Genomic DNA, 19,842 nt, shown 5'->3' on the forward strand with positions numbered 1-19,842 from the left:
ATTTGCTAGACACCTAGCTGGTGCCGTTTCGAAGCTTCAGTTCAAACGAGCTCATAATAGCTTCTGCACCGTCCCCAAAAAGATGTTCAATGGCATGTTGTATCTCTTGCCGCGTCAGTTCGCGCGTTCCGGTTAATGAAATATCGAACTCTTGTTCTAGATGCCGCCATGTTGCAAACCGGACGGATTCACCGAGTGTCCTCAATGCCTCATCGAGTGCAGTTCTGACCTTCTGAGGCTCGCCACTGGCAGGCATGGAACATGCGTTCCGAGTATCGGACAATTATAAAGGTTGTCCCGAGGCTTCGACACAAGTAGATAGTTTGACCTGACCGGAGAACAAAGAGCATTTTTTATGCAAGCAGATACCCGAGAGTGTTTTCAAAGCGAAGCCTGGTCAAGTGTTAGAAGCACACTTTCTAGGCATCGCTAGCCGGGCCGGCCGCGATATCGCGACAGTCGTGTAGTCTAAAAACCTGCTTCATAACGGCTTATTCCCGGATAAACCAGAAATTCTATTTGTGCAACATATTTGGCTGCTGGGCATTGCTGGAGCCGTCCTTGTTTCGGTCTTTGCAGTATTGACAAACGGATTTTCTTTCAACAACGATCCGTACCAGTACTCCTATCAGCAGTCAAGTTGCAAATGCGTTGCAATAAGGCTCGATGACGTTCAGGACTACTTTTTGACGTCTTCCCAGGAGGCAGTAATCAATACAATCCAGTCAGCGAATGCCCCGCTTACAGTGGGCGTCATTGCAAACTATTTTGGGAACGACACAAACATTGTCAAATTTATCCGAAACAGTGAATCACCAAACCTAGAGATTGCGAATCATGGCTGGAATCACGAGGACTTTACGAAACTGAGCAGAGGCGAGCAAATGATTCTGATTCATGCATCAAGTGCCAAGATATCTGAGCTGTTAGGCGTCAAGCCAGTGACTTTTATTCCACCGTTCAACGCCCTCAATAATGATACAGCCTACGCTGCCAGAGATGCTGGCATAAAATACATCAGTGCAAACACGACGACGGCTCCACAGCCGTTTGCCACTCAATCCCAGTCAGGCATTATCCAGGTCCCCGGAACGTCAAGGGATGACTATGACAACGGCGTATGGTTCCCATTCTCCCATGCAAAGGCCATGGACCAGATTGACAGAAGCATAAAGGCCTACGGCTTTGCAGTTGTAGTCTTGCATCCGCAAGAATTTGCAGTCAAAGACGCGAGCAATAAATTCAAGAATGAAGTAGATCAAACCCAGATATCCGAGCTCAGGCTGCTACTTGAGCAGCTGCACGATAACGGATACAAACTCGTGACTGTGTCCCAGATTACCTGACTGTAAACCAGCTCCATGACCGCGGCTTAACCTTGTTGTCCCGGCGAATGCGGGGCTTGCGTCACCAAAGGGCCCGAATAAATGCCAGCCCAAGGCGACACTGATTTGAAATTATCCAGGCATGATCAGGCCTTGGCGCGATTTTGGGCATCTCGATAACTTGCCTTGTTCTTAGCGCTCCTTGGACCTAGCCGCAACTTGCTTCCGCAGCACGGGCAGTTATGGAGCGGCCAAACAAGATAGATACCGCAAACCTGGCAGCGCTTCTGTCCAGACACATACCTGCCGACTTTTTGCAGCTTGCTGACCTTGTACCTCGTGCATATACCCTTACACGCCACTTGATACCATCTTTGATGGACTGTAATATGGAGAATGCGGAACTGGCAGGTTCGATGGAGTTAGCGACGGACAGCCTCCTTTGAGTTTTCCCCTGCCCCGTCGGCTTATACTTCACTAGCGGTTTTCAAACAATAACCGGAATTTCAAAGACAAAAGACTCAGACTTGAGGACGGGGAAGGAGCCGTTTACCCGGGCTATCGGGAATATACGATTTCAAGGGGCCGCAGTGTTAACACTGTTACGTTTTGCTAATATACTTGAATAAGTAGCAACCATTCCGTCTTGATTACCAAGGGTGAAACCGTAAAACCCGGTCATGCAATTTACTGCGCCGCCGCGGTTGCCGTTGCCTTGGCCGGCGTAATTCATCTCATGCTCGGCGCCGGGTCTCTGCGCTTCAATGGCTCTGGAATGGCAATCCTTTTCACAGTAGGCGGACTGCTCCAGATCTTTTGGATTATCCCCATGGCCCGGAGATGGGGACCTATCTGGTACATTATCGGGATTGCCGGAAACGTTGCGCTCTTTGCAATGTGGCTAATCACCCGCTATCCAGACAATCCGCTCAATGGCCGGGGCTTTGGGTTCCCAACGGGATTTAGCATACAGTGGATTGAGGAAGCGGCACAGCTCGTCTATATCGGTCTCACATCAGCAATCCTTGCTCTGGAGCGGAAGAGTCGCCGGCATAATCTCTCTGAGCGCGACGAAAAGCATCCTGTCAAGAGTCGGAAGGGGCTAGCGATACTGGGCGCTATCGTGGCTGCTTTGATTCTTTTTAGCCTGTTTGCATTGCCTGCACTGATGCCACGCCCGCCGGGTGGCCAGAGAGGGCCCGCTCAAGGAGGCTTCCCAGCCCCCGGTCAAGTGAACCAGAATGCACCTACAGGCCCCGCTCCAGCCCAGCGGCCTGTTCCTCCCTAATAGTTTCTTCACTTCCGTGGACCGTGCACGAAAAGCTCTTGCAGGCTAGTCTCCGCCAAAGTACTGATGGCCAGGGGGAATGCCTTGCAATCCGTCTGCCAAAGTAATCACAACTGCTGTAACTGTGCAGATGGCAGGGTAATTCCAGCCACAAGGCCGTGGCTGCAGCCGGCTTGAATAGCTGGCGCCTCTAGGCTGAAAGTGAACCGGATGACAGGTCGTTTAGTTTGTGGCATGAGGCTATCACCTGCAGCCCCTTTGCAGTAGTTCTGTATTTCTTTTTAGCCTCTGAAAACTCGAGCAGTCCATTTTCAACAAGGGTGTTCAGATAATCCTTGAGCTGGGCATAAGACAGAAAAACCTCGTACATTATCCTAGTCTTTGTCGTCTCGCTCTCCGCGGCCTGGAGGATTTGCAAGACAATATCAGTCCGGCTTCGGTACTTCATTTTCCTATGGAACTTGAATATACTATATTTAATCTATGAAAGATGCCACCAGAACAAACCTCTATCGCGGCAGTCTTGTGTTAGCAACCAGGTTGGATTATTGTTCCGCGCTTTCCGTTGCAGCTTCTGCATAGGCTCTTTTCGTTCGTGATTTGCTTTGGCAGAATGAGGGAAGAGTTTTTTTAGACTGAAAGAATTTTGCTTGAGGTCGTTTCTGCTCGATCGTCAGGGACATTTTCAGAGAGCCCTCTGACAAGTGTTAAGGCTATGAGATGCCAAAACTAGCCGCTTTCCCGGCTCTAAATGGCCTGACAGGATATCAATCCGCGTTCACAAGGTATTGCGTTCATTAGTAGCCAGCCGTTTGACACCGACCTGGTGGGGGAGTTTGAACCCCTCCTCTTCTAGGCCTTTTTTCACTCTGCCCTTATGACTTGTCAGAGAGGTCAAGTTGACTTGATATAAAATAGAAACTAGGCAATTCCTGCAAGTGGCATGCCTACTCGATCGGAAATTCCCTGATGTTCGAGTGACCTGTTTGCTTTGTATGTTCAGTTGTCTCGTCTGAAAAGACAAAAAACTTGTTGCAGTCAATGCAGCGGTATATTCTGTCAATGACTCTGCATGTCTGGGCGCTCAAGTCTTTCCTGGCCGCCGATTCTTCAAGCTCTTGTATCCGCGACTTGGCGGGCGCTGCCCTCTCCCAGAGGACGTCAAAGATCATTTGCTTGAAAGTCACCACCTCGGGCGAGTCGCTGTAAAGGAACTGGATGTTCCGCTCGCCCTTGGACCGTGAAGTCGGAGAAATTGCAATTGCCTCAGAATCGCTTATGCCAAAGTTTGCGCGAATTCCTTCCAGATGCCGGAGCTCGTCGATTCTTGCCGCCTGCTTTTTTGCGTAGGCTAGGTTATCTTTTGTAATGCTTGTAATAACTCTGCACCTGACGTTTCTCTGCCTGGCAGCGAATTCTTCATTTCGCAGCCAACCAATACCAGCGCCAATCTCAGGCATGGAAGCGTCTGTGACTGCATTTATGCAGGTCCTTGCATTGCGGTAGAAATTGGTTATGGTCTCTCGGTTATTTTCGTACCCCTGTATCAGGTAGACAACAGGTATTCGACCAGGCTTGGATGCTGCCACTTTGACATGAAGAAAACTTGGCTGATAAGCGTTGCGATTGTACCTGGTAGCACCGCACCAGATATCGCTACCCATGCAGGCATGTTCTGCCGGACGGAGAGGCATATTCATATGCCCATTATGGTAATTCCTGCTTGTGGGCTGGCTCCTTACCGCAATAGCGCTAGGCGTCCTGGTACTTGCGATTATTGGAATTGGAGTCGTGCCGTTCTTCCGGGGAGTCTATAATGGCGCTCAGGTCATTGTATCGAATCCAATGGTTCACCGCGCGGTACAGCAGGTGCAGACATTTTTCGTCCAGCACTTGTCAAACGTATTGCCACACTAGTTGGTAGGCCTGATGACAGTCCTTAAATGAGTTCATCAAATGAGAGTTCGCAAATAATTGTATACGTGCATGCCATGGAATTTTAAGCCGCCATATCAATAATCGCTTAGCAGTGGCGAATTCAAAGAGCCGGCAGGCAGGAAGTATTTCGTCAGGATATTCTACACGCTTCTTAGCGTTTGATCTGTTTCGAGCTGAGGCTTGAATCTGTCCCACAACAAGCCTGACGTTAATCCAATCACTGCCCATAGCATACCCATGTCAAGCTCGCTTACAATCCTAAAGCTGTCGACAAGGCTTTTCATTTCCGTTGTGACTTCGTATCCGTTCGGCGGTAGTGCAAAATATGCGCCGGCGATTATCGGCACATAGATTAACGGAATGAGCACTATAGGCTTTATCCGTTCTTTGTATCGCATTGCGGCATAAGCTGCGCCAAACAGCCCAAGGCCAGAAATTGCGAGAAATGCGACGTACAGTTCTTGCCTAAAATAGATTGTTGTGCCTTGAGCTTCTACTGCTGGCGGATTTGCAGGATACTTGAGAGATGTTACAAAGAATAAAGCGAACCAAATAATTCCAGCGAGCACAATTCCCTTTCTGACGTTGTTTTTTCCCGGTAGTGCTTTTCTGGTGTAGGCAAATACAATGCCAAAGATGGCTGACAGTGCCATGCCGAGAACGACTGCTGAAACGACTTCACCACCTTTCTGCCAGTTGCGATAGTCTGCCATCTGAGCATAGTCGACTGGATGCCCTGCGTTTACCTGCCGCGCTACCTCAAAACTAATCGCTTTGTCAACAAGAGGCTCTGCAATTGCGAGGTTCATGATGCCAAAAAATGTACCAGCAACTACTCCAGCTGCGAGAGTGACAAAGATTAGCCAGATTGCCTTCAACTCCTTCTAACCTCTCAAGTCAAAGCAGAGAAAAATAGAAAATGTGTGTGATCAATGGCACATGAATCCAGCTACGTGGCGTGCGTCATGCGCAAACTCGTGCAGAAACGTCATTCCGGGGTTATTGCCGTTCATGTCTGCCGTAACGCCAAAAGCCTGCTCTATCTGGCCAGAATCAAAGCCAATAGCGAATACTCCTAACAAGGCAATAGCTGCCAAAATGCCAACTGCGACCTTTGGAACATTATTTGCAACGATAACAAGCTGCTTGCTAATCGTAGACATGATGCAGGGGGATAGTTTTTGCATTATATAAACTGCTGGTTGGTTTATCCAACCTAAATAATAAGTTCGGTTTTATCCCGTATTACCATTAGTAACGTATCCGGTGGAAGCGACTGTAGGTATCGTAATTGCAACGGCGGGCTATCAGAGACCACCGATTGTTATCCGTCGAATACCAGACTTGGGTTTCAGTGCCGGTATTTGTGCTCTGAACTTAACAAGGACCCGCCGAATTCCCAAACAATGAACCATAGTATAACGTTGGTTGCCTCAGCTACGGTAGCTGTCACCTTGGTGATGGCACTAATTTTTGTGCCAAGCTCAGGGATTGCAACCATGATTCAAGGACAACAACCAACAAGCAGCCAACTATCCACTGCTGTGGGATATTCCCATGACCACAGTCTATCAATCGACAATTTGAACCTCCAGATGGGCTCGACGTTTGCGGCCATTAGCCCACAACAAGCGTATGCAGAGATGTCTGGAGGGGCGCACGTTGTGAAAATGAACCTAGTCGCAATCGAAAAAACAATTGCAATGCCATCCGGAATTTCTGGAGCAGACGGATGCTCTGATTCTGCAGCAGAAACAACATCATGCCTGCCAACTCAGGTAATAGCCTACACATTCAACGGTACTATTCCTGCCCCAACAATAAGGGCTCAACAGGGCGATATTATTGCGGCAAGAATAACAGACCCGACCTCTAACGGAGACCCCCATGGCATTGATAATCACGCGTCCATAGTGTCAGCGGCCAACTTTCTTCCAACCCCTCCAGGAACGAGCAAGACATACTTTTTCGTGGCCACTAGACCAGGAGTCTTTGAGTATCATTGCGAAGGCAACGTAAATGACCTTGCAGAGCACGTATTTCGAGGGATGCATGGCATGGTGATAGTAGATCCGAAAGACGGATACAGCGGATACACACTACCAACCAATTCAACAGGTAAGCTTGTCGAAGAACATGTTTCACCGTTGGCAAAAGAGGTCAAGCTTGACTTTTCAGAGTACTACCTGGCAAACGATCCAAACGGAGATTTTGATTGGAAAAAGATGTACGAGCATAACGCCACTTACAGTTACATCAACGGAATTCCATTTGGATATCAATCACTGTCCTTGAACCCCGAAACAGGAAATCTGCCGACACCCACAAATGCAATGCCACTTCACTTCCAGGTTGGGGACCATGTGAGATTCTTTGTTCTCAATAGCGGTGATCTGCCAAACAATTTCCATATTGTGGGAGGCATGCTCGACAGGGTGATGCAGGGCGGAATGGAAGAGGACGGCGTCCAGACATTCAACATAGGCGGCTCAAATAGCGCAATAATTGACGTAAAGTTCGACAATCCTGGACTATATGTCGCGCTTAATCATGACTATTCACAGCTCTTCAAAGGCCAATTTGCTGTAATAATGGTGGACAACAATAGCACAACCCCGAATCCATCCAATGCGGTGCCTCCGATGGGTGCTCAGAGTATTTCGCAGCCAACAGCAATGTACTCATTTGGAACACCTCTTGTTTGGAATGGACATTCTAATCTGACAGGCACAGTGCAATCGCCAACCGGTTCGGTAGACACAACTAACTAGTCAAACGACGCTCCTTCCTTTTTTTTGAGACCATGTCAAGATCCTATTCTCAACTGCCTGTCGTTTTTGCATCGATAACTATGGTTATACTATCAATAAGCCTTCCAAGTATGTCATACGTTTATGCCGATGGCGTTAATAATTCCCAATTGCATTCCGAAAAGGACTCTGCAAATGCTAGAGATAACAGTTCAGAAAACGCTTCCGCTGAAGCAGGAGTCATTGAATTTAAGAAAGTCGTCGCCGATGCTCAACGAAAACAATATCTGCTAGGCGAAGTTGACAATGTAGATTCTAACGCGAGTATATTCTCATCCATTTACTTTGGAAAGGATATCAATTCAGCATACTACATCAAGGAAATTGGAACCGTAGCGCCAGGAATGGGGATGCCGTTTAAAATCCCACTTAACGATTCGAACGTTCAATTCAACGTTTCAGACATTCACGCGCAATCTGCCCCAACAAGCCTTGGGCCGAACAGGGGCTTACAAGTGGATTATGACAGCTTGGTGTTTTCAAATTCTACTCATTCGATCGCTGGTTTACTAGTTAACAAATCCCCGTATGATGCTTCCAATATCCGAGTATTTGCACTTGCCCTTGATAACAACTCTACAGTTCTTGACGTAGTTCAGAGTGATGTCATTGCAAATATCTCTTCAAACCAATCAGCCAAGTTTACACTCGAGCCAATGCAATCAATTGCAGCCAAGGTCTCCCACTACAGTTGTTTTGTCCCCGGCGAATCAGGAATGAATGTTACCTTACCGGCTGAAGGCGGAAGCACACTGCAGCTGGCAATAGGCGGTGATGGCAAGATAAGAAACATCAAGTATGATCATTTGACTCATATTATCAGCCTTGATGCTCAAGGTGTATTTCTCGGTGGTGGCACAGTAACTTTGATGATTACTGAGGGACCAGACTCTTTAATGAAGTCAAACCTTGCAATTACGTTAAACGGTAAGAACGCAACAAAGTTTCTTGTCTCTTCGGTTCCTGCTGCTCCGGGCAAGTACTACAGGCATATTGAAATTCCATTTTCATTTGGCAAGAATTCTATAACCATAGCGCCGCAAACGGTCGTTCCCGAATTTCAATTTGTCCTTATTCCGCTTGCTGCATCACTGAGCGTTGTGTTTCTTGCGCTGCGCCTCGGATTAAAACGGGAATGAAGCACTATGATGGTATACTCATTTGTACTTGTAACCGTAGAAGACTACGAAATCGGTTTCCTTCAATGTAGACACTAGGTCAGTACTATCGGAAATTCTTTCCGCATTGAAATATGTTGAACGCACCACTACCTTTCGATGAATATACTGTATCTTACCGAATTCTTGTCCGAAATAGGAGGAGGGGGAGAACTGGCATTTTCGAGCTATGCCTTGGAGATGGCAAGAAGAGGTCACAAAGTTCATGTGATTTGTCACAAATCTGGAAACGATAATTCCCCGGTGAAAGGCAGGAATCTGACAATTCATAGAATCAGCCCGAGAATTGATCTTGCGCATGGTTGGTTCCCTACTATTGCTCAGCAGCTGATCTATGTTGTTAACATGATTATGAGGGCAAAGGAGATTATTGTAGCAGACCGGATTGACATAATCCATGCGAACACGCTCAGTCCTGCGCTTGCAGGCGGTGTCCTTAACCTGCTTTGCAACGTACCTCTCATAATCACTTTTCATCATGTCGGCGGTGTTAGCTCAATCCAGCAAATTGATACTGGCATTAGAGAATGTTTGGAACGGAGATGTCGCCTTGTATATGAAAAGTCAATTCTTTCGTTCCCCATCTCACGCATTCATGCGGTGAGTGAAGCGACGGCATCTCAGTTGAGGAGAATCGGATCCAGAGGGGACATCGAGGTAATTCCAAATGGGCTAGACCTAATTGAAGTTTCAAAGTTCAACGATTGCATTGGTTTTGAACCTTTCTTTCTCTTTATTGGAAGACTGGTACGCTCCAAGAACCTCGGAATAGTAATCGATGCATTTGCGGATACTTTGCGGCCTTTTCCCTCTGCAGAACTAGTAATAATTGGCGATGGCCCGATGCGGCACGAATGGGAGCGCCGAGCGAAAAAACTGGGCGTTGGTTCAAAAGTACGGTTTCTTGGATATGTCAGCGAGGCGAAAAAATATGATCTTCTTCGCCGATGCATTGCGCTGTTGTTTCCAAGTGAGATAGAGGGATTTGGCCTGACAATACTTGAGGCATTTGCATTCGGCAAGCCAGTCTTGGTCTCAGATATTCCAGCTTTCAAAGAACTGGTTGATGCCGACGTTGATGGTTTCATTATCCCTTTGTCGGAACCACGTAACTGGAGTATTAAAATGGCGCAGATTCTTTCGGACTTGACTCAAACCGAAATAATGGGAAGAAGGGGCAAGGAAAAACTAGTAAGGCAATTTAGGCTGGAACAGGCGGGGTCATCTCTTGAATTACTCTATCGAGTTGTAATCCGCGGAGAGCCTCTACCAAGACTGTCAGACCTGCGCAATTCAGGGGCAAGTAAGGCATAATGCTCTATTGCTTCTGAAGGCATACGCCAATGCGGTTTTATCGACCCTCGGAACATTGATTTTGGCTTTTTTAACTCAGAGACATCATCAGCTCTTCTATAAGGTCTAGGCAGATTATCCAGCTACCTTTGCAAACAAAAGTTATGCTCAGGCTAGAATGCATTTTGCGATAATACTACAATTATTATAAATTGCTTCCAAATTCCGCAAACGGTATTTGTCTCATAAATTATAAAGAATCTACATTTTGCATTGAAATTGTGCAGTATAATTCTATGAAATCTCTTAAATTCTAAATCACAACATGCGGTTTGATGCTAAAAAGCAATTCAATAATTGCAGCTTCCATTGCAGTGGCAATAGTCGCTGCAATAGCGACTCCGGCGTTTGCGCAAACAACGAGAGCAAATTCAACATCCAATCTGTCTTTACCGACAGGAGCATCGTTGAAAAATCAGTCGAACACGTCTGCCGACGTCATTTCGGAATCGACAAACTCTACGACTGGTGCATCACAGTTCAAGATGGCAATGCGTGACCTGTGGATGGACCATATCGTGTATACTAGGCTCGTAATCGTCAGCTTTGCCAACAATTTGCCCGACTATAATGCAACTGCGGACAGATTATTGCAAAACCAAGTAGACTTAGGTAATGCGATAAAACCATATTATGGAGATTCGGCAGGCAGCCAACTAACTGCGCTTCTAAAGCAACACGTACTAACTGCTGTCGACGTACTAAAGGCAGTAAAATCAAATGACACTCAGGCACTTGCGACTGCCAACAAGACATGGTATGATAATGCTGACCAAATAGCGACCTTCTTCAGCAATGCCACTGACCTGCCAAAGCAATCAGTATTATCAATGATGGATAATTATTTGACACTGACTACACAAGAAGCCGTAGCAAGGTTACACGGTAACTATACTGCAGACATAGCAGCGTTTGACGCAGTACACAAACAAGTCTTGATGATGTCTGACTCACTTGCTAATGCAATAATAAAACAATTTCCAGATAGGTTTACAGGCGTTGAGACAACAGTCGCATCCAGTAATTCAACTGCATCGACCGGATCTGTTCAAAATACAACTACATTCCATGTTTCTATAGTTCCAAACGCTCCTTTAATGGATGGCAAGGCATTTTCTCCAAGTCCCTTGAACATCACAGCTGGGGCTACGGTAGTTTGGACAAACACTGATAATATTGCTCATACAGTCACCTCAGACTCGGGCTTATTCAATTCAGGACCGATTGCACCACACCATACGTTCCAACACACCTTTACTACAGCAGGGAAGTTCCCGTATCATTGTGAAATCCATCCGCAGATGAAAGGACAAGTAGTCGTGTCGTAACCTTTTTCTTTTTTTGTCAGAATGATGACATAAAGCCTAGTGCAGCGGTGGAAAGATTGCATTTGGGATTGGTCCGAAGTAGCAGACAGCCCGCCTTTATCTTAATTTACTAATCCAAAAATGCAACTGTCATTTCTTGCAGGGACGAAGGCAAATGGAGAGGATGTCTGCAGAATTTCCATCGTCGGCTGGCACTATATAACCATCAGTGACAATTACCTAGGATTTCTCTAGCTGTGATACAAGATGATATTGCTTAGCAGGTGATTATGATATGGCTACTAGTAAAACCGAGCTGAAATGCCCGCTATTGTGTTGTGAATTTCGATCCAAGCCGTAAACTTGTTAATTTTCACGATTATCGGATAGTCCAGCACGTAACGTGTTCGGAGAGCAGAGTTAAGCCAGCAATCGATAATAAGTATGACACTTGATCAAAGTTAATCTGTACTGCTGGTGTCAAAAAATTGCTATGCTATGTTTGTTCAGTCAATGAAATACCAAGAGGTCACTCAAAGGCCTTTACAATCCTAGCGCCGAATGGCAACTCAATTGAAATAGCTGTCTTTAACGTTGACGGCCAATTTTATGCCATCTCAAATACTTGCCAGCATCAGGGCGGTCCTCTCAGTAAAGGGACTCTAGACGGTTTGACAGTAACATGCCCTTGGCATGGATGGAAGTACTCTGTTCTGGATGGCAAGTCTCCTGATCAGGGAGGTGATAGCGTCGATGCCTTTGAAGCTGTCATCCAGGATGGCAGCATATATGTCAAGCCTACTCCAAAGTTCAAAGGCGAGCGAGTCTCCAATCCGCATAAACGCTACGTTGAAGTCGACAATTCAGTCAACGAACATCTGGACAATTTCTCAAAAGGCATACGCAAAGAGCACAAAATCAGGATCCTTGGAATATCTACGACCAATGCTAATGACAAGATTGCGCCAAGAAAAAGCACATCAGAATTTGCACTTGAACAAGCACTAGAATACTCGAGAAATAATTTTGGAGCAGAGACGGTATTGGTAAAACTACGGCAGCTATACTTCAAAGATTGCGAAGGCTATTATTCGAAGGACTCTCGAGCCTGCATATTTCCATGCTCTATTTCAGAGATGGACAAGGACGACCAAATGCTTGAAATCTATGAAAAAATGATTATCTGGGCAGACATTGTACTTGTCGCGACTCCAATCCGCTGGGGAAGCGCAAGCTCGCTGTATTACAAGATGGTCCAGCGACTAAATTCAGTTGAGAACCAAATGGTATCTCGAAACCGAGTGCTGATAAGAGATAAAGTAGCAGCCTTTATCATTACTGGCGGCCAGGATAACGTTCAGCACGTGGCAGGAGAAATGATGTCTTTCTGGGCGCAACTAGGCTTTGTGTTTGGCAAGTTTCCTTTCATAGGTTGGAGCAGAGGCTGGTATGCAGAAGACACCCAGCATAACTATGAAAAGATGGAGACTAGTTCACAGTTCAGAAAAGACATCGAAAGAACTGTTTCAGGGGCAATAGAGATGTCGGGACTTGTAACTTCGAACAAGTATGACCACAGGCTATCTCAAAGTCCCGCTATGGCTTAGCAGAAATCACTTCAAGTTTCAACAATCTTGCCGTGTTCATCAATGGTTCAAATATCGAGCAGATACCGATGACGCTATAACATGAAGTGGGTTACCCGCGAGCATGCAAAGGTAGACAGAATAGCCTGCCCTTGGCTGATACAGAATTTTGTTGATAAAGATGCCGAGTTCTTGTTTGTTCCAGCTCACAGAGTAATTGAGGTTGCCAGAGAGCAGAGTGCCGTTCCGTTTGATGTTCCAAATGCCGAGCTTGGTCACCATGGAGAAGAATGCTCCTTTGATGCGATAGTAAAGAAATATCAGCTAGACCAGAAAGAGCCCGCCCTGTTAGAGCTTGCAAGAATAGTCCGAGGTGCAGATACCCCAAATAGAAGCCTGACGCCTCAATCAGAGGGCTTGGTTGCTGTCGCAACAGGCTTTAGTCTGATCTCAAAGGACGATCATGACAACATGGCAAAACAGTTTCATGTATATGATGCGCTTTTGGCCTATTGCAAGTCTGACAAGAAGGCGACTTCCAGCAGACACTAGTGCTTGAAGCGATTTGCTGTTACCCGACTGGCTATCTGCTGATGGTAGGTTGATTCTTGCAGCCAGAATAACAAGGACATTTGGGTACGGTTTTCTGAGCGTTATACTTGGAATTTATCTAAAGCTGGCCGGACTCGATGACGTTCTAATCGGAGCAGTACTTGCGGCGACGCTTGCAAACAGCTTCATTTTTACAATTTTCGCAAGCTTTTACGCAGACAGGATAGGCCGGCGCAAGATACTAGTCATTTATGCGGCTCTCATGTCAGTCTCTGGAGCAATATTCATTGTTACAGACAATTACATCGCGCTGATTGCGGCGGCGCTTATCGGCACGATCAACGTTACGGGATCAGAGACTGGCGCATTTCTGTCGATTGAACAAGCATTGCTTCCTCAAACCGTTAGCAGCAAGGCAAGGCAGAATGATGCATTCGCCATTTATAACATGGCCGGGACATTTGCAATGTCCGCAGGTGTCCTTATTTCGGGTTTGCCGGAGATTTTGCAGCGCCAATTTGGACTAACCCAAATTGATTCAATAAAGCCACTATTTGCAATGTATAGCCTACTTGGGATCGCGGTAGTTGTAATCTATTTCTTCCTTTCAAAGGGGGTCGAGCTGACACCAGCTGAAAAAGGAAACCCGGCAATCCGATCCCTTTCCCCGGAAACCAAGAGATTAGTGGCAAAATTATCCGGATTGTTTTCGGTGGACGCATTTGCAGGAGGATTTGTTATCCAGAGCATGGTGGCTTTTTGGTTCTTTACCAAATTTGGTCTGGATCTGACGAGCTTGTCTTACATTTTTTCTGTGGCCGGTGTTCTGACTGCTTTTTCATTTTTGGCAGCCGCAAGAATTGCAAGCAGTATCGGACTTGTAAATACTATGGTTTTTACGCATATTCCATCAAATATACTTCTGATTCTCGTAGGATTTGCACCAACACTACCGGTGGCTATCGGACTTTACTTGGGCAGAATGGCTCTTTCTCAAATGGATGTGCCAACAAGGCAATCATATATTGTGTCTGTAGTGGGCGCAGGAGAAAGGACCGCTGCGTCAGGCATTACGAATGTATCGAGAAATCTATCACAAGCTGTCTCTCCCTCACTTGCTGGCTACATATTGCAGGCTTTGCCCGGACTAGCTGCGCCTTTTGTCATAGGCGGAGCGCTCAAGATTGCATATGATATCGTGTTGTATTTCAATTTCAGAAGTGCACGAGCTTCACATGAGGCTCCTTAGCGTAGTTTCTTCTATCTGCGAGCCAGTATGATATAACAAGATTCCGCGGCAGGCCGGGCCACGATGGCCTGAGATATACCATATAGAACTTACATGGCGCGAGCGTAAGCGTCAAGCCGGTCAGCACAGTGGTGTCAGTCATCGAGCCTTGGTTTTGGTCTAGCAGCATCTTTCTACATTTGCTGCTCTTTGAAGGACTCGTTTAGAATGAGAGGTCTGTTCTTCGCATTTGCGTTCTTTCTCCTGTGTCTAATTGTTATCGGTTCTGCGAGGCTTCGCAGTCCTCAAGCCGCTAAAGAGTCCTTCAGGCTTTTTGCGGCCTGCTCGTGGTACTGCATGTTTGCCTGGTCGACAATGATGGCTTTTGTCGGGCAAACGGTGACGCAGGCCATGCAAAAGATGCAGCCGTGCTCCCTTATCGGGTCTGATTTGTCAGTATAGTCGGCCCGTCCATTCTGTGAGGTGTCGCCTGAACCTGCGCTTGTTGCATTTGCCATCTCCTTGGCAGGAACATCGTTTTCTGATCTGTACCACTGAAACACCTGAACCGGACAAGCGGAAATGCACGAGCCATCAGCTATGCAGGAATCCCAGTCGACAGCAACTACCGTCCCATGAATCCCCAAAGGCACTTGCTCCTCGCCTCTGCTCTCATATGCCGCCTTGACGTCGGAATTGTCAGCCGCTTCCTTTGCAGCGCCCGGGCCCCATACAATGTGGAAGTGCTCGCCGTCGGAAAGTGAATGCTTGCCGGTCGGCTGGAAATTCTTGGGAAAGCTCGAGTCGATTGTCATATTGCCTGAATGTACGCGACATTGCTATTATCAATTGCAAACGCGTTCGGGCGATGACAAAGAATAGCTGCGCATGACCGGTGAGCGCGGTTATCTTTTAATACACGAATTATTTGCTACTGTCTTCCTGACGGTACTTTGAAATTAAAAAGAAATCAAGTTGATGTTCCCGTAAACCCGGCCGGTGAGCCCGTCTCTCCGCATTCCAGGTTTTTCTTTATCCTGGGCGTCTTTATTGCGAGCATATCTGTGCTTGCGGCATATTCTAGCACTATCGCTGCAAACTATAGCGGTCTTGCAAGCGGCGCGGGAGCCGAGGCCACGAGGCACCTCGTGCAGGCCGAGGACTGGTGGAATGACTATCAGGATCACAAGCTGCGCGAAAAGGTGTGGGAGACGGAAATAGACAACCTGAGGATAAGCCTGGCAAGCCCGACAATCGCGGATGCGCAGCGCGCCAACATCACCGCGACTATTGTAAAGTACCAGTCGTACATGGACACGCTGCACGCTGACAACTCAACAACCGATTCTCTGGCAAACCTTTCGGGAAAGGCGCAGGCCGAGCAAACGCAGTATCTGCGACTCCTAGACACTGCCACCAAGGATTCAAAGTATTCTGACAAGTACGGCTTTGCCACCACGATGCTGGTAATTGGAGCCGGTCTTGGCGGCGTTTCAAACATTGCAAAAAAGAGACTGCTTGGCTACCCATGCTTTGGCATTGGCAGCGTCGGCGTCGTCATGATACTCCTCATAACACTAGTTCCTTCGGTGCTAGGGCTCTAGCCGCATACCGACCAGCAGATTGCTGACGTTTTTGCAGTCCAGATAGTGAGGCCGATTACGCAAGACTTGGCACCACTTCGATTTTGCCCTGCATCCATGGGTGTGGTTCGCAGTGATAGGAATAGCTGCCCGTTTGCGTGAACACGAAGGTAAATGACTTTCCTGGCAGGATGTATCCGCCCGGGACGCTGTCCTGCTGGTCAAGGCTGTTAAATGAGCCGCTAAACTTGTCGACGTACTTGTCATCTGACGTAACTGTATGAGGCACATTGTCGTTGTTTGTCCAGGTGACCCTGTTTGACTGCCCAAGAATGGTCTGCGGGTCCTTTGGCACGAAATTTCGCACGCTATTTTGGATGTTGGCGCCCGGTACTATGGTAACTGGCGTAGTATCGGGGGGTTTGGTATAATTCGGAGGCAGGACTGGCTTGGCATTTGCCTCAGGGATATAGACGAACTGGTAAAAGGCGATACTGACAGCGACTGCGACAATAAAGCTGGTCATGGCAATGCCGGCTGCATTGTTTGCCATCAGGTCTTAGATCGGCTCGCAGGCTTTTATTTGTTGACTGTGCAAGACGCGGCATTATGAACGGTTTTATCCAATAACGCCACCGGCAAATTGTGGAAGAAGAATCTGGCTGCTCCGGATATAGTGGGCTTGAAACTCTTTGCTACCGATGCGGGTTAGAATATCCTTTGCTTGCGAAAAGATGCCTGTGTTGTGGCGGAAGGCTTTATTGCGGTATGAATGCTAGCTGATGCAATCAGCGCTAATTCGACTTACCAATGCAAAGCCTTTGATTAGATATGCCTCCTGGCATTTAATGCTGGTTGTACTTTCTCTGCCGCATCATTCAGCAAGGACTAGATGTGTTGATAACCATTTTTCGCAGTTTCTCGTCTATGCTGACTAGCAGCCGGTTGTTTTGTTTTAGCAGCTCGTTGTTTTGCCAGATTAATTGTTCTAACGAGTCATCGAGTGTACTCTTGGCCATAGAGCTAGGCAAACATCACGAGTATTTAACAAATATAGGTCGCAGTGGCATAGTGCTAACGCATTAGTGCACTGTCAGGGCAGAAAAGCGATACACGGCTTCATCTTGGTTGCTTTCAACATGAAGGTTTTTTTTGTTCCGAGGCGCGGGTGTCGCATGATAATAGAACCATAATGCGGTCTTTATCAAATTCTCTGGATTTATTATCAAAGAAACAAAATCCTTAATAATCTTCTAGAAGCAAGTTATAGCAGATATCCTGTATTGCGTAACATCCCGGGATCATATGTATTTGTCATGTTGGCACTTTCGTCTATGCTTGTCCCTGTCAGCATAATTTCTGGCAGCAAAAGCGTCATGGCTGATAGCTACAGAAAATACGATCAGTCGGACCTGACAAATCCCATAGCAGAACTTGACGCGACCTGCTGCGATGGAACAGGCACGCATTATAGCGCCCGCCTGTTGCCCACAACACAGCACCAGTGGCAGTACGTCTGGGGGGCCAAGCTGGAATGCGGTGAATTCTCAAGTAGCACCCCCGGACTTGATGAAAATTCAGACCCTACCGCTTTCTGGTACCACCCAACGCCCGCGGAATGTACCACAGAAACTCATACAGGAAACGTAACCCTTACGGCCATTTTCACCGTGCCTACGAACATCAGGCATGTTTTTGACCAGTATGCTTATGTTTGTACGGACTCGGCCGGCTCTCCCGCCGCTACAGTCTATGCATATCAGTGCAGCTTTGAAAGGCATTTCGATACGGCTCCGATAATGGGAGAATCTCTGGTTTTTAGCAGTTCACATGTCGTCATCTCCAATCCGCCGCAAAACCTCACCGCTGTTCTGTATTCAAAGTTCTTGCCATCGCAAATTGCAAACGGGATGGCAGTTCTCTCGTCGCCGTCCCTGCCGGACTTTTCCAAATGGAATGGCACAGTATACTGGCAGACCGACGCCCAGGACGCAGTCTCTCCCATTACTGGTCAGCACTACCCGTCGACTTCGGTAACGGATCTTAATTTCAACGTGACCACGCGTACGCTGACTCTTGGCATAAACGGAACTTCTGGCAAACACGGCTTCATTAATGTGGTAATCCCTAAACAGCTGCTTACGGGGCCGTTTAACGCAACGCTTGACGGAAAGACGTTTCCGATAATCACGACGCCGGAGAACAATGATACAATTGTGACGGCGCCTGAGCTTCACTACAGCTCGCATATTCTCACAATTACTGGGGCGACCTCGCCGACTTTTGACAACGCGATCGCATCTCTCAATTCAGGGTCCGTTTCAGCAGGTGCGACCCCAACGCCCGAGTTCCCACTGCCAGCTCTGGCCCTTGTCGGAGCTATTGCAGTGGTAATCGTCGTTGCCCGAAGGAAGTTGCGCCTGATAGGCTGAGCTTTGGATTCTGTTGCGTTTTTTGTGGTGACACGGCTAAATGTCCGGTGGTCACAATTGTGAATAATTGCAAGTTGACACTTGGCCAGGCTTTGTAACATATCTTGTCATACTTGCTGCCTTTGCCTGCACGTGCGAATTTCTCGCATTTTCGGCGGAATGATTTTCCATCAAGAAGCGGCTAATGTCAGGAATAGCTGTTGGCGCTTCCGTACTGGCTCTAGTCGGGTATTACCTGCGCTAACCTGAGTCTGCTCAAGTTTTAGTACCTGCAAGCTATCTGAAGCTGGAAATATTTGGATATGTTTTTTGAGCCATCCCAAAAGACACAGCAGAATCCATTTAGCAATCCAATTCAGCCCCTTCGTTATTTCCGAGTTATCCAGAGAAGGATTGAAAGGCCTGCCGTCTGGGCCGAGTTGATGGCAAACAGGTACGGTGATGCGGCCTCGACAACGTTTGCGATAGCAGGTCCAGCGGTATAGAGGTTGAACCAGAAAACTACAATCACGATATTCTGTGCAATGAAAAGCGATGCCACGATGACAAGGCCGTAGGTAAAGTATGACCTGATCAGCCTGGCGTTTTGAACGTACGTGGCGATGATAACTGCCAGCAGAGCAATATTCGTGATCGCCGCGACCGCAGCAGGTATCATAAAGTCCATGTTCTGGTATTGTACCCTTTCAGGAGACTGCGGGCATGGTCAGTTAATTTACTTTCTCCCAAATTTGACCAGCTTTACTTCTTTGTAACCCGGATTTTTGCCAGTATCTCGACAAAGGACTGGTAGTTTTTTTCCATCATTGGCGTCAGGAAATACACCGCGCCGTATGATTCCTTGTTGTCAGTGATTATCAGCCCGTTTTCCACAAGGACCTTGAGGTGGTGGAGTACGGTTTTATAGTCCATCTCAAGCTCTGTCGCAAGCTGGTTCGGGTTTGACGGTTTTTCGTTTAGCATGTCAATAATCCTGGCCCTGTTTACTCCGCCCTTTGTGCTTCCTATCAGGTACCATAGCACCCGCTTAAAACGCGGATCAATATAGTTGCCAGAGCCCGAGGGACCGCTTCCTAGTCCCAGGATCAGCCTTGCGAACGGGGAGATGATGCAGGCGATACGGTCCAGGCTGGCATCCAGTGCTCCGGGAAGAGGGTTTCCCGGCAGCGGCGACACGTTTTCTTGTTTTTGCGGTTACGATATAAAGTTGTCTTGCTATCCGGCGTGATTCAGATCTGGGAGAGATTTGGGAGTGAGTTGGG

At 47.3% G+C, this 19,842-nt stretch carries 23 protein-coding genes; 13 read left to right on the plus strand and 10 right to left on the minus strand.

The window, feature by feature from the left end; genetic code table 11:
- Positions 1-13: 13 nt before the first annotated feature.
- On the minus strand, positions 14-283 hold the full coding sequence (locus ABI361_09105; protein ID MEO9320817.1) for a hypothetical protein: 270 nt from the start codon (positions 281-283) through the stop codon (positions 14-16).
- A 238-nt stretch (positions 284-521) separates the two neighbouring features.
- Here ABI361_09105 and ABI361_09110 point away from each other — a divergent pair, with 238 nt between their 5' ends.
- From ABI361_09110 to ABI361_09120, 3 genes are all read left to right on the plus strand, one after another.
- Entirely contained in the window at positions 522-1,346 is an 825-nt protein-coding gene (locus ABI361_09110; GenBank protein ID MEO9320818.1) for a polysaccharide deacetylase family protein, read from the plus strand.
- A 221-nt stretch (positions 1,347-1,567) separates the two neighbouring features.
- On the plus strand, positions 1,568-1,771 hold the full coding sequence (locus tag ABI361_09115; protein ID MEO9320819.1) for a hypothetical protein: 204 nt from the start codon (positions 1,568-1,570) through the stop codon (positions 1,769-1,771).
- Positions 1,772-1,971: 200 nt separating this feature from the next.
- Complete coding sequence (locus ABI361_09120) at positions 1,972-2,613, plus strand: hypothetical protein (GenBank protein ID MEO9320820.1); 642 nt, start codon at positions 1,972-1,974, stop codon at positions 2,611-2,613.
- Positions 2,614-2,803: 190 nt separating this feature from the next.
- Here ABI361_09120 and ABI361_09125 read toward each other — a convergent pair whose 3' ends face one another.
- The gene (locus tag ABI361_09125; protein ID MEO9320821.1) at positions 2,804-3,061 is read right to left on the minus strand and encodes a winged helix-turn-helix domain-containing protein; all 258 of its coding nucleotides are present in this window, start codon (positions 3,059-3,061) and stop codon (positions 2,804-2,806) included.
- Between the two features lie 499 nt (positions 3,062-3,560).
- Positions 3,561-4,202, minus strand: a complete 642-nt coding sequence (locus ABI361_09130) for a hypothetical protein (protein MEO9320822.1) — start codon at positions 4,200-4,202, stop codon at positions 3,561-3,563.
- 136 nt (positions 4,203-4,338) lie between these two features.
- Between ABI361_09130 and ABI361_09135 the strand changes: the two genes are divergently transcribed.
- Complete coding sequence (locus tag ABI361_09135) at positions 4,339-4,530, plus strand: hypothetical protein (protein ID MEO9320823.1); 192 nt, start codon at positions 4,339-4,341, stop codon at positions 4,528-4,530.
- Between the two features lie 161 nt (positions 4,531-4,691).
- On the opposite strand, the gene ABI361_09140 is transcribed toward ABI361_09135, so the two are convergent.
- Together ABI361_09140 and ABI361_09145 are read right to left on the minus strand one after the other, a co-directional pair.
- Entirely contained in the window at positions 4,692-5,429 is a 738-nt protein-coding gene (locus ABI361_09140; GenBank protein MEO9320824.1) for a CbtA family protein, read from the minus strand.
- 51 nt (positions 5,430-5,480) lie between these two features.
- Positions 5,481-5,714 (minus strand): CbtB-domain containing protein, encoded by a 234-nt coding sequence (locus tag ABI361_09145; GenBank protein MEO9320825.1) that lies wholly within the window; start codon positions 5,712-5,714, stop codon positions 5,481-5,483.
- A 243-nt stretch (positions 5,715-5,957) separates the two neighbouring features.
- On the opposite strand from ABI361_09145, the gene ABI361_09150 reads away from it, so the two are divergent.
- The 7 genes from ABI361_09150 (at position 5,958) to ABI361_09180 (ending at position 14,586) form a co-directional block, all read left to right on the plus strand.
- Positions 5,958-7,322: a multicopper oxidase domain-containing protein gene (locus tag ABI361_09150; GenBank protein MEO9320826.1), complete on the plus strand. Its 1,365-nt coding sequence runs from the start codon at positions 5,958-5,960 to the stop codon at positions 7,320-7,322.
- A gap of 149 nt (positions 7,323-7,471) precedes the next feature.
- Positions 7,472-8,500 (plus strand): hypothetical protein, encoded by a 1,029-nt coding sequence (locus ABI361_09155; protein MEO9320827.1) that lies wholly within the window; start codon positions 7,472-7,474, stop codon positions 8,498-8,500.
- 165 nt (positions 8,501-8,665) lie between these two features.
- Positions 8,666-9,853, plus strand: a complete 1,188-nt coding sequence (locus tag ABI361_09160) for a glycosyltransferase family 4 protein (protein ID MEO9320828.1) — start codon at positions 8,666-8,668, stop codon at positions 9,851-9,853.
- Between the two features lie 314 nt (positions 9,854-10,167).
- On the plus strand, positions 10,168-11,220 hold the full coding sequence (locus ABI361_09165) for a cupredoxin domain-containing protein (GenBank protein ID MEO9320829.1): 1,053 nt from the start codon (positions 10,168-10,170) through the stop codon (positions 11,218-11,220).
- 467 nt (positions 11,221-11,687) lie between these two features.
- On the plus strand, positions 11,688-12,806 hold the full coding sequence (locus tag ABI361_09170; GenBank protein ID MEO9320830.1) for a Rieske 2Fe-2S domain-containing protein: 1,119 nt from the start codon (positions 11,688-11,690) through the stop codon (positions 12,804-12,806).
- An 81-nt stretch (positions 12,807-12,887) separates the two neighbouring features.
- Complete coding sequence (locus ABI361_09175; GenBank protein MEO9320831.1) at positions 12,888-13,337, plus strand: chromate resistance protein ChrB domain-containing protein; 450 nt, start codon at positions 12,888-12,890, stop codon at positions 13,335-13,337.
- 13 nt (positions 13,338-13,350) lie between these two features.
- A complete protein-coding gene (locus ABI361_09180; protein MEO9320832.1) occupies positions 13,351-14,586 on the plus strand; it encodes an MFS transporter in 1,236 nt (411 codons plus the stop codon).
- 284 nt (positions 14,587-14,870) lie between these two features.
- On the opposite strand, the gene ABI361_09185 is transcribed toward ABI361_09180, so the two are convergent.
- Positions 14,871-15,380, minus strand: a complete 510-nt coding sequence (locus tag ABI361_09185; protein ID MEO9320833.1) for a ferredoxin family protein — start codon at positions 15,378-15,380, stop codon at positions 14,871-14,873.
- A gap of 138 nt (positions 15,381-15,518) precedes the next feature.
- Here ABI361_09185 and ABI361_09190 point away from each other — a divergent pair, with 138 nt between their 5' ends.
- Entirely contained in the window at positions 15,519-16,169 is a 651-nt protein-coding gene (locus ABI361_09190) for a DUF4337 family protein (protein MEO9320834.1), read from the plus strand.
- A gap of 55 nt (positions 16,170-16,224) precedes the next feature.
- On the opposite strand, the gene ABI361_09195 is transcribed toward ABI361_09190, so the two are convergent.
- Both ABI361_09195 and ABI361_09200 read right to left on the minus strand, forming a co-directional pair.
- Entirely contained in the window at positions 16,225-16,701 is a 477-nt protein-coding gene (locus tag ABI361_09195; GenBank protein MEO9320835.1) for a plastocyanin/azurin family copper-binding protein, read from the minus strand.
- Positions 16,702-17,026: 325 nt separating this feature from the next.
- Positions 17,027-17,167 carry a hypothetical protein gene (locus ABI361_09200; GenBank protein MEO9320836.1) on the minus strand — a complete coding sequence of 47 codons (141 nt, stop codon included), beginning with the start codon at positions 17,165-17,167 and terminating at the stop codon, positions 17,027-17,029.
- A 357-nt stretch (positions 17,168-17,524) separates the two neighbouring features.
- Between ABI361_09200 and ABI361_09205 the strand changes: the two genes are divergently transcribed.
- Positions 17,525-18,580, plus strand: a complete 1,056-nt coding sequence (locus ABI361_09205) for a hypothetical protein (GenBank protein MEO9320837.1) — start codon at positions 17,525-17,527, stop codon at positions 18,578-18,580.
- 367 nt (positions 18,581-18,947) lie between these two features.
- Here ABI361_09205 and ABI361_09210 read toward each other — a convergent pair whose 3' ends face one another.
- Entirely contained in the window at positions 18,948-19,247 is a 300-nt protein-coding gene (locus ABI361_09210) for a hypothetical protein (GenBank protein ID MEO9320838.1), read from the minus strand.
- A 74-nt stretch (positions 19,248-19,321) separates the two neighbouring features.
- Entirely contained in the window at positions 19,322-19,756 is a 435-nt protein-coding gene (locus ABI361_09215; protein MEO9320839.1) for a winged helix-turn-helix domain-containing protein, read from the minus strand.
- Positions 19,757-19,842: the final 86 nt, after the last annotated feature.

Origin of the sequence: Nitrososphaera sp., from assembly GCA_039938515.1 — an archaeon.
GTDB lineage: Archaea > Thermoproteota > Nitrososphaeria > Nitrososphaerales > Nitrososphaeraceae > Nitrososphaera.

Excerpts from the sequence above, each read along its gene's own strand:
- ABI361_09115 (MEO9320819.1), top strand. The coding sequence starts at position 1,568 with ATGGAGCGGCCAAACAAGATAGATACCGCAAACCTGGCAGCGCTTCTG.
- ABI361_09125 (MEO9320821.1), bottom strand. The coding sequence starts at position 3,061 with ATGAAGTACCGAAGCCGGACTGATATTGTCTTGCAAATCCTCCAGGCC.
- ABI361_09145 (MEO9320825.1), bottom strand. The coding sequence starts at position 5,714 with ATGTCTACGATTAGCAAGCAGCTTGTTATCGTTGCAAATAATGTTCCA.
- ABI361_09150 (MEO9320826.1), top strand. The coding sequence starts at position 5,958 with ATGAACCATAGTATAACGTTGGTTGCCTCAGCTACGGTAGCTGTCACC.
- ABI361_09165 (MEO9320829.1), top strand. The coding sequence starts at position 10,168 with ATGCTAAAAAGCAATTCAATAATTGCAGCTTCCATTGCAGTGGCAATA.
- ABI361_09175 (MEO9320831.1), top strand. The coding sequence starts at position 12,888 with ATGAAGTGGGTTACCCGCGAGCATGCAAAGGTAGACAGAATAGCCTGC.
- ABI361_09185 (MEO9320833.1), bottom strand. The coding sequence starts at position 15,380 with ATGACAATCGACTCGAGCTTTCCCAAGAATTTCCAGCCGACCGGCAAG.
- ABI361_09195 (MEO9320835.1), bottom strand. The coding sequence starts at position 16,701 with ATGGCAAACAATGCAGCCGGCATTGCCATGACCAGCTTTATTGTCGCA.
- ABI361_09200 (MEO9320836.1), bottom strand. The coding sequence starts at position 17,167 with ATGGCCAAGAGTACACTCGATGACTCGTTAGAACAATTAATCTGGCAA.
- ABI361_09205 (MEO9320837.1), top strand. The coding sequence starts at position 17,525 with ATGGCTGATAGCTACAGAAAATACGATCAGTCGGACCTGACAAATCCC.
- ABI361_09210 (MEO9320838.1), bottom strand. The coding sequence starts at position 19,247 with ATGGACTTTATGATACCTGCTGCGGTCGCGGCGATCACGAATATTGCT.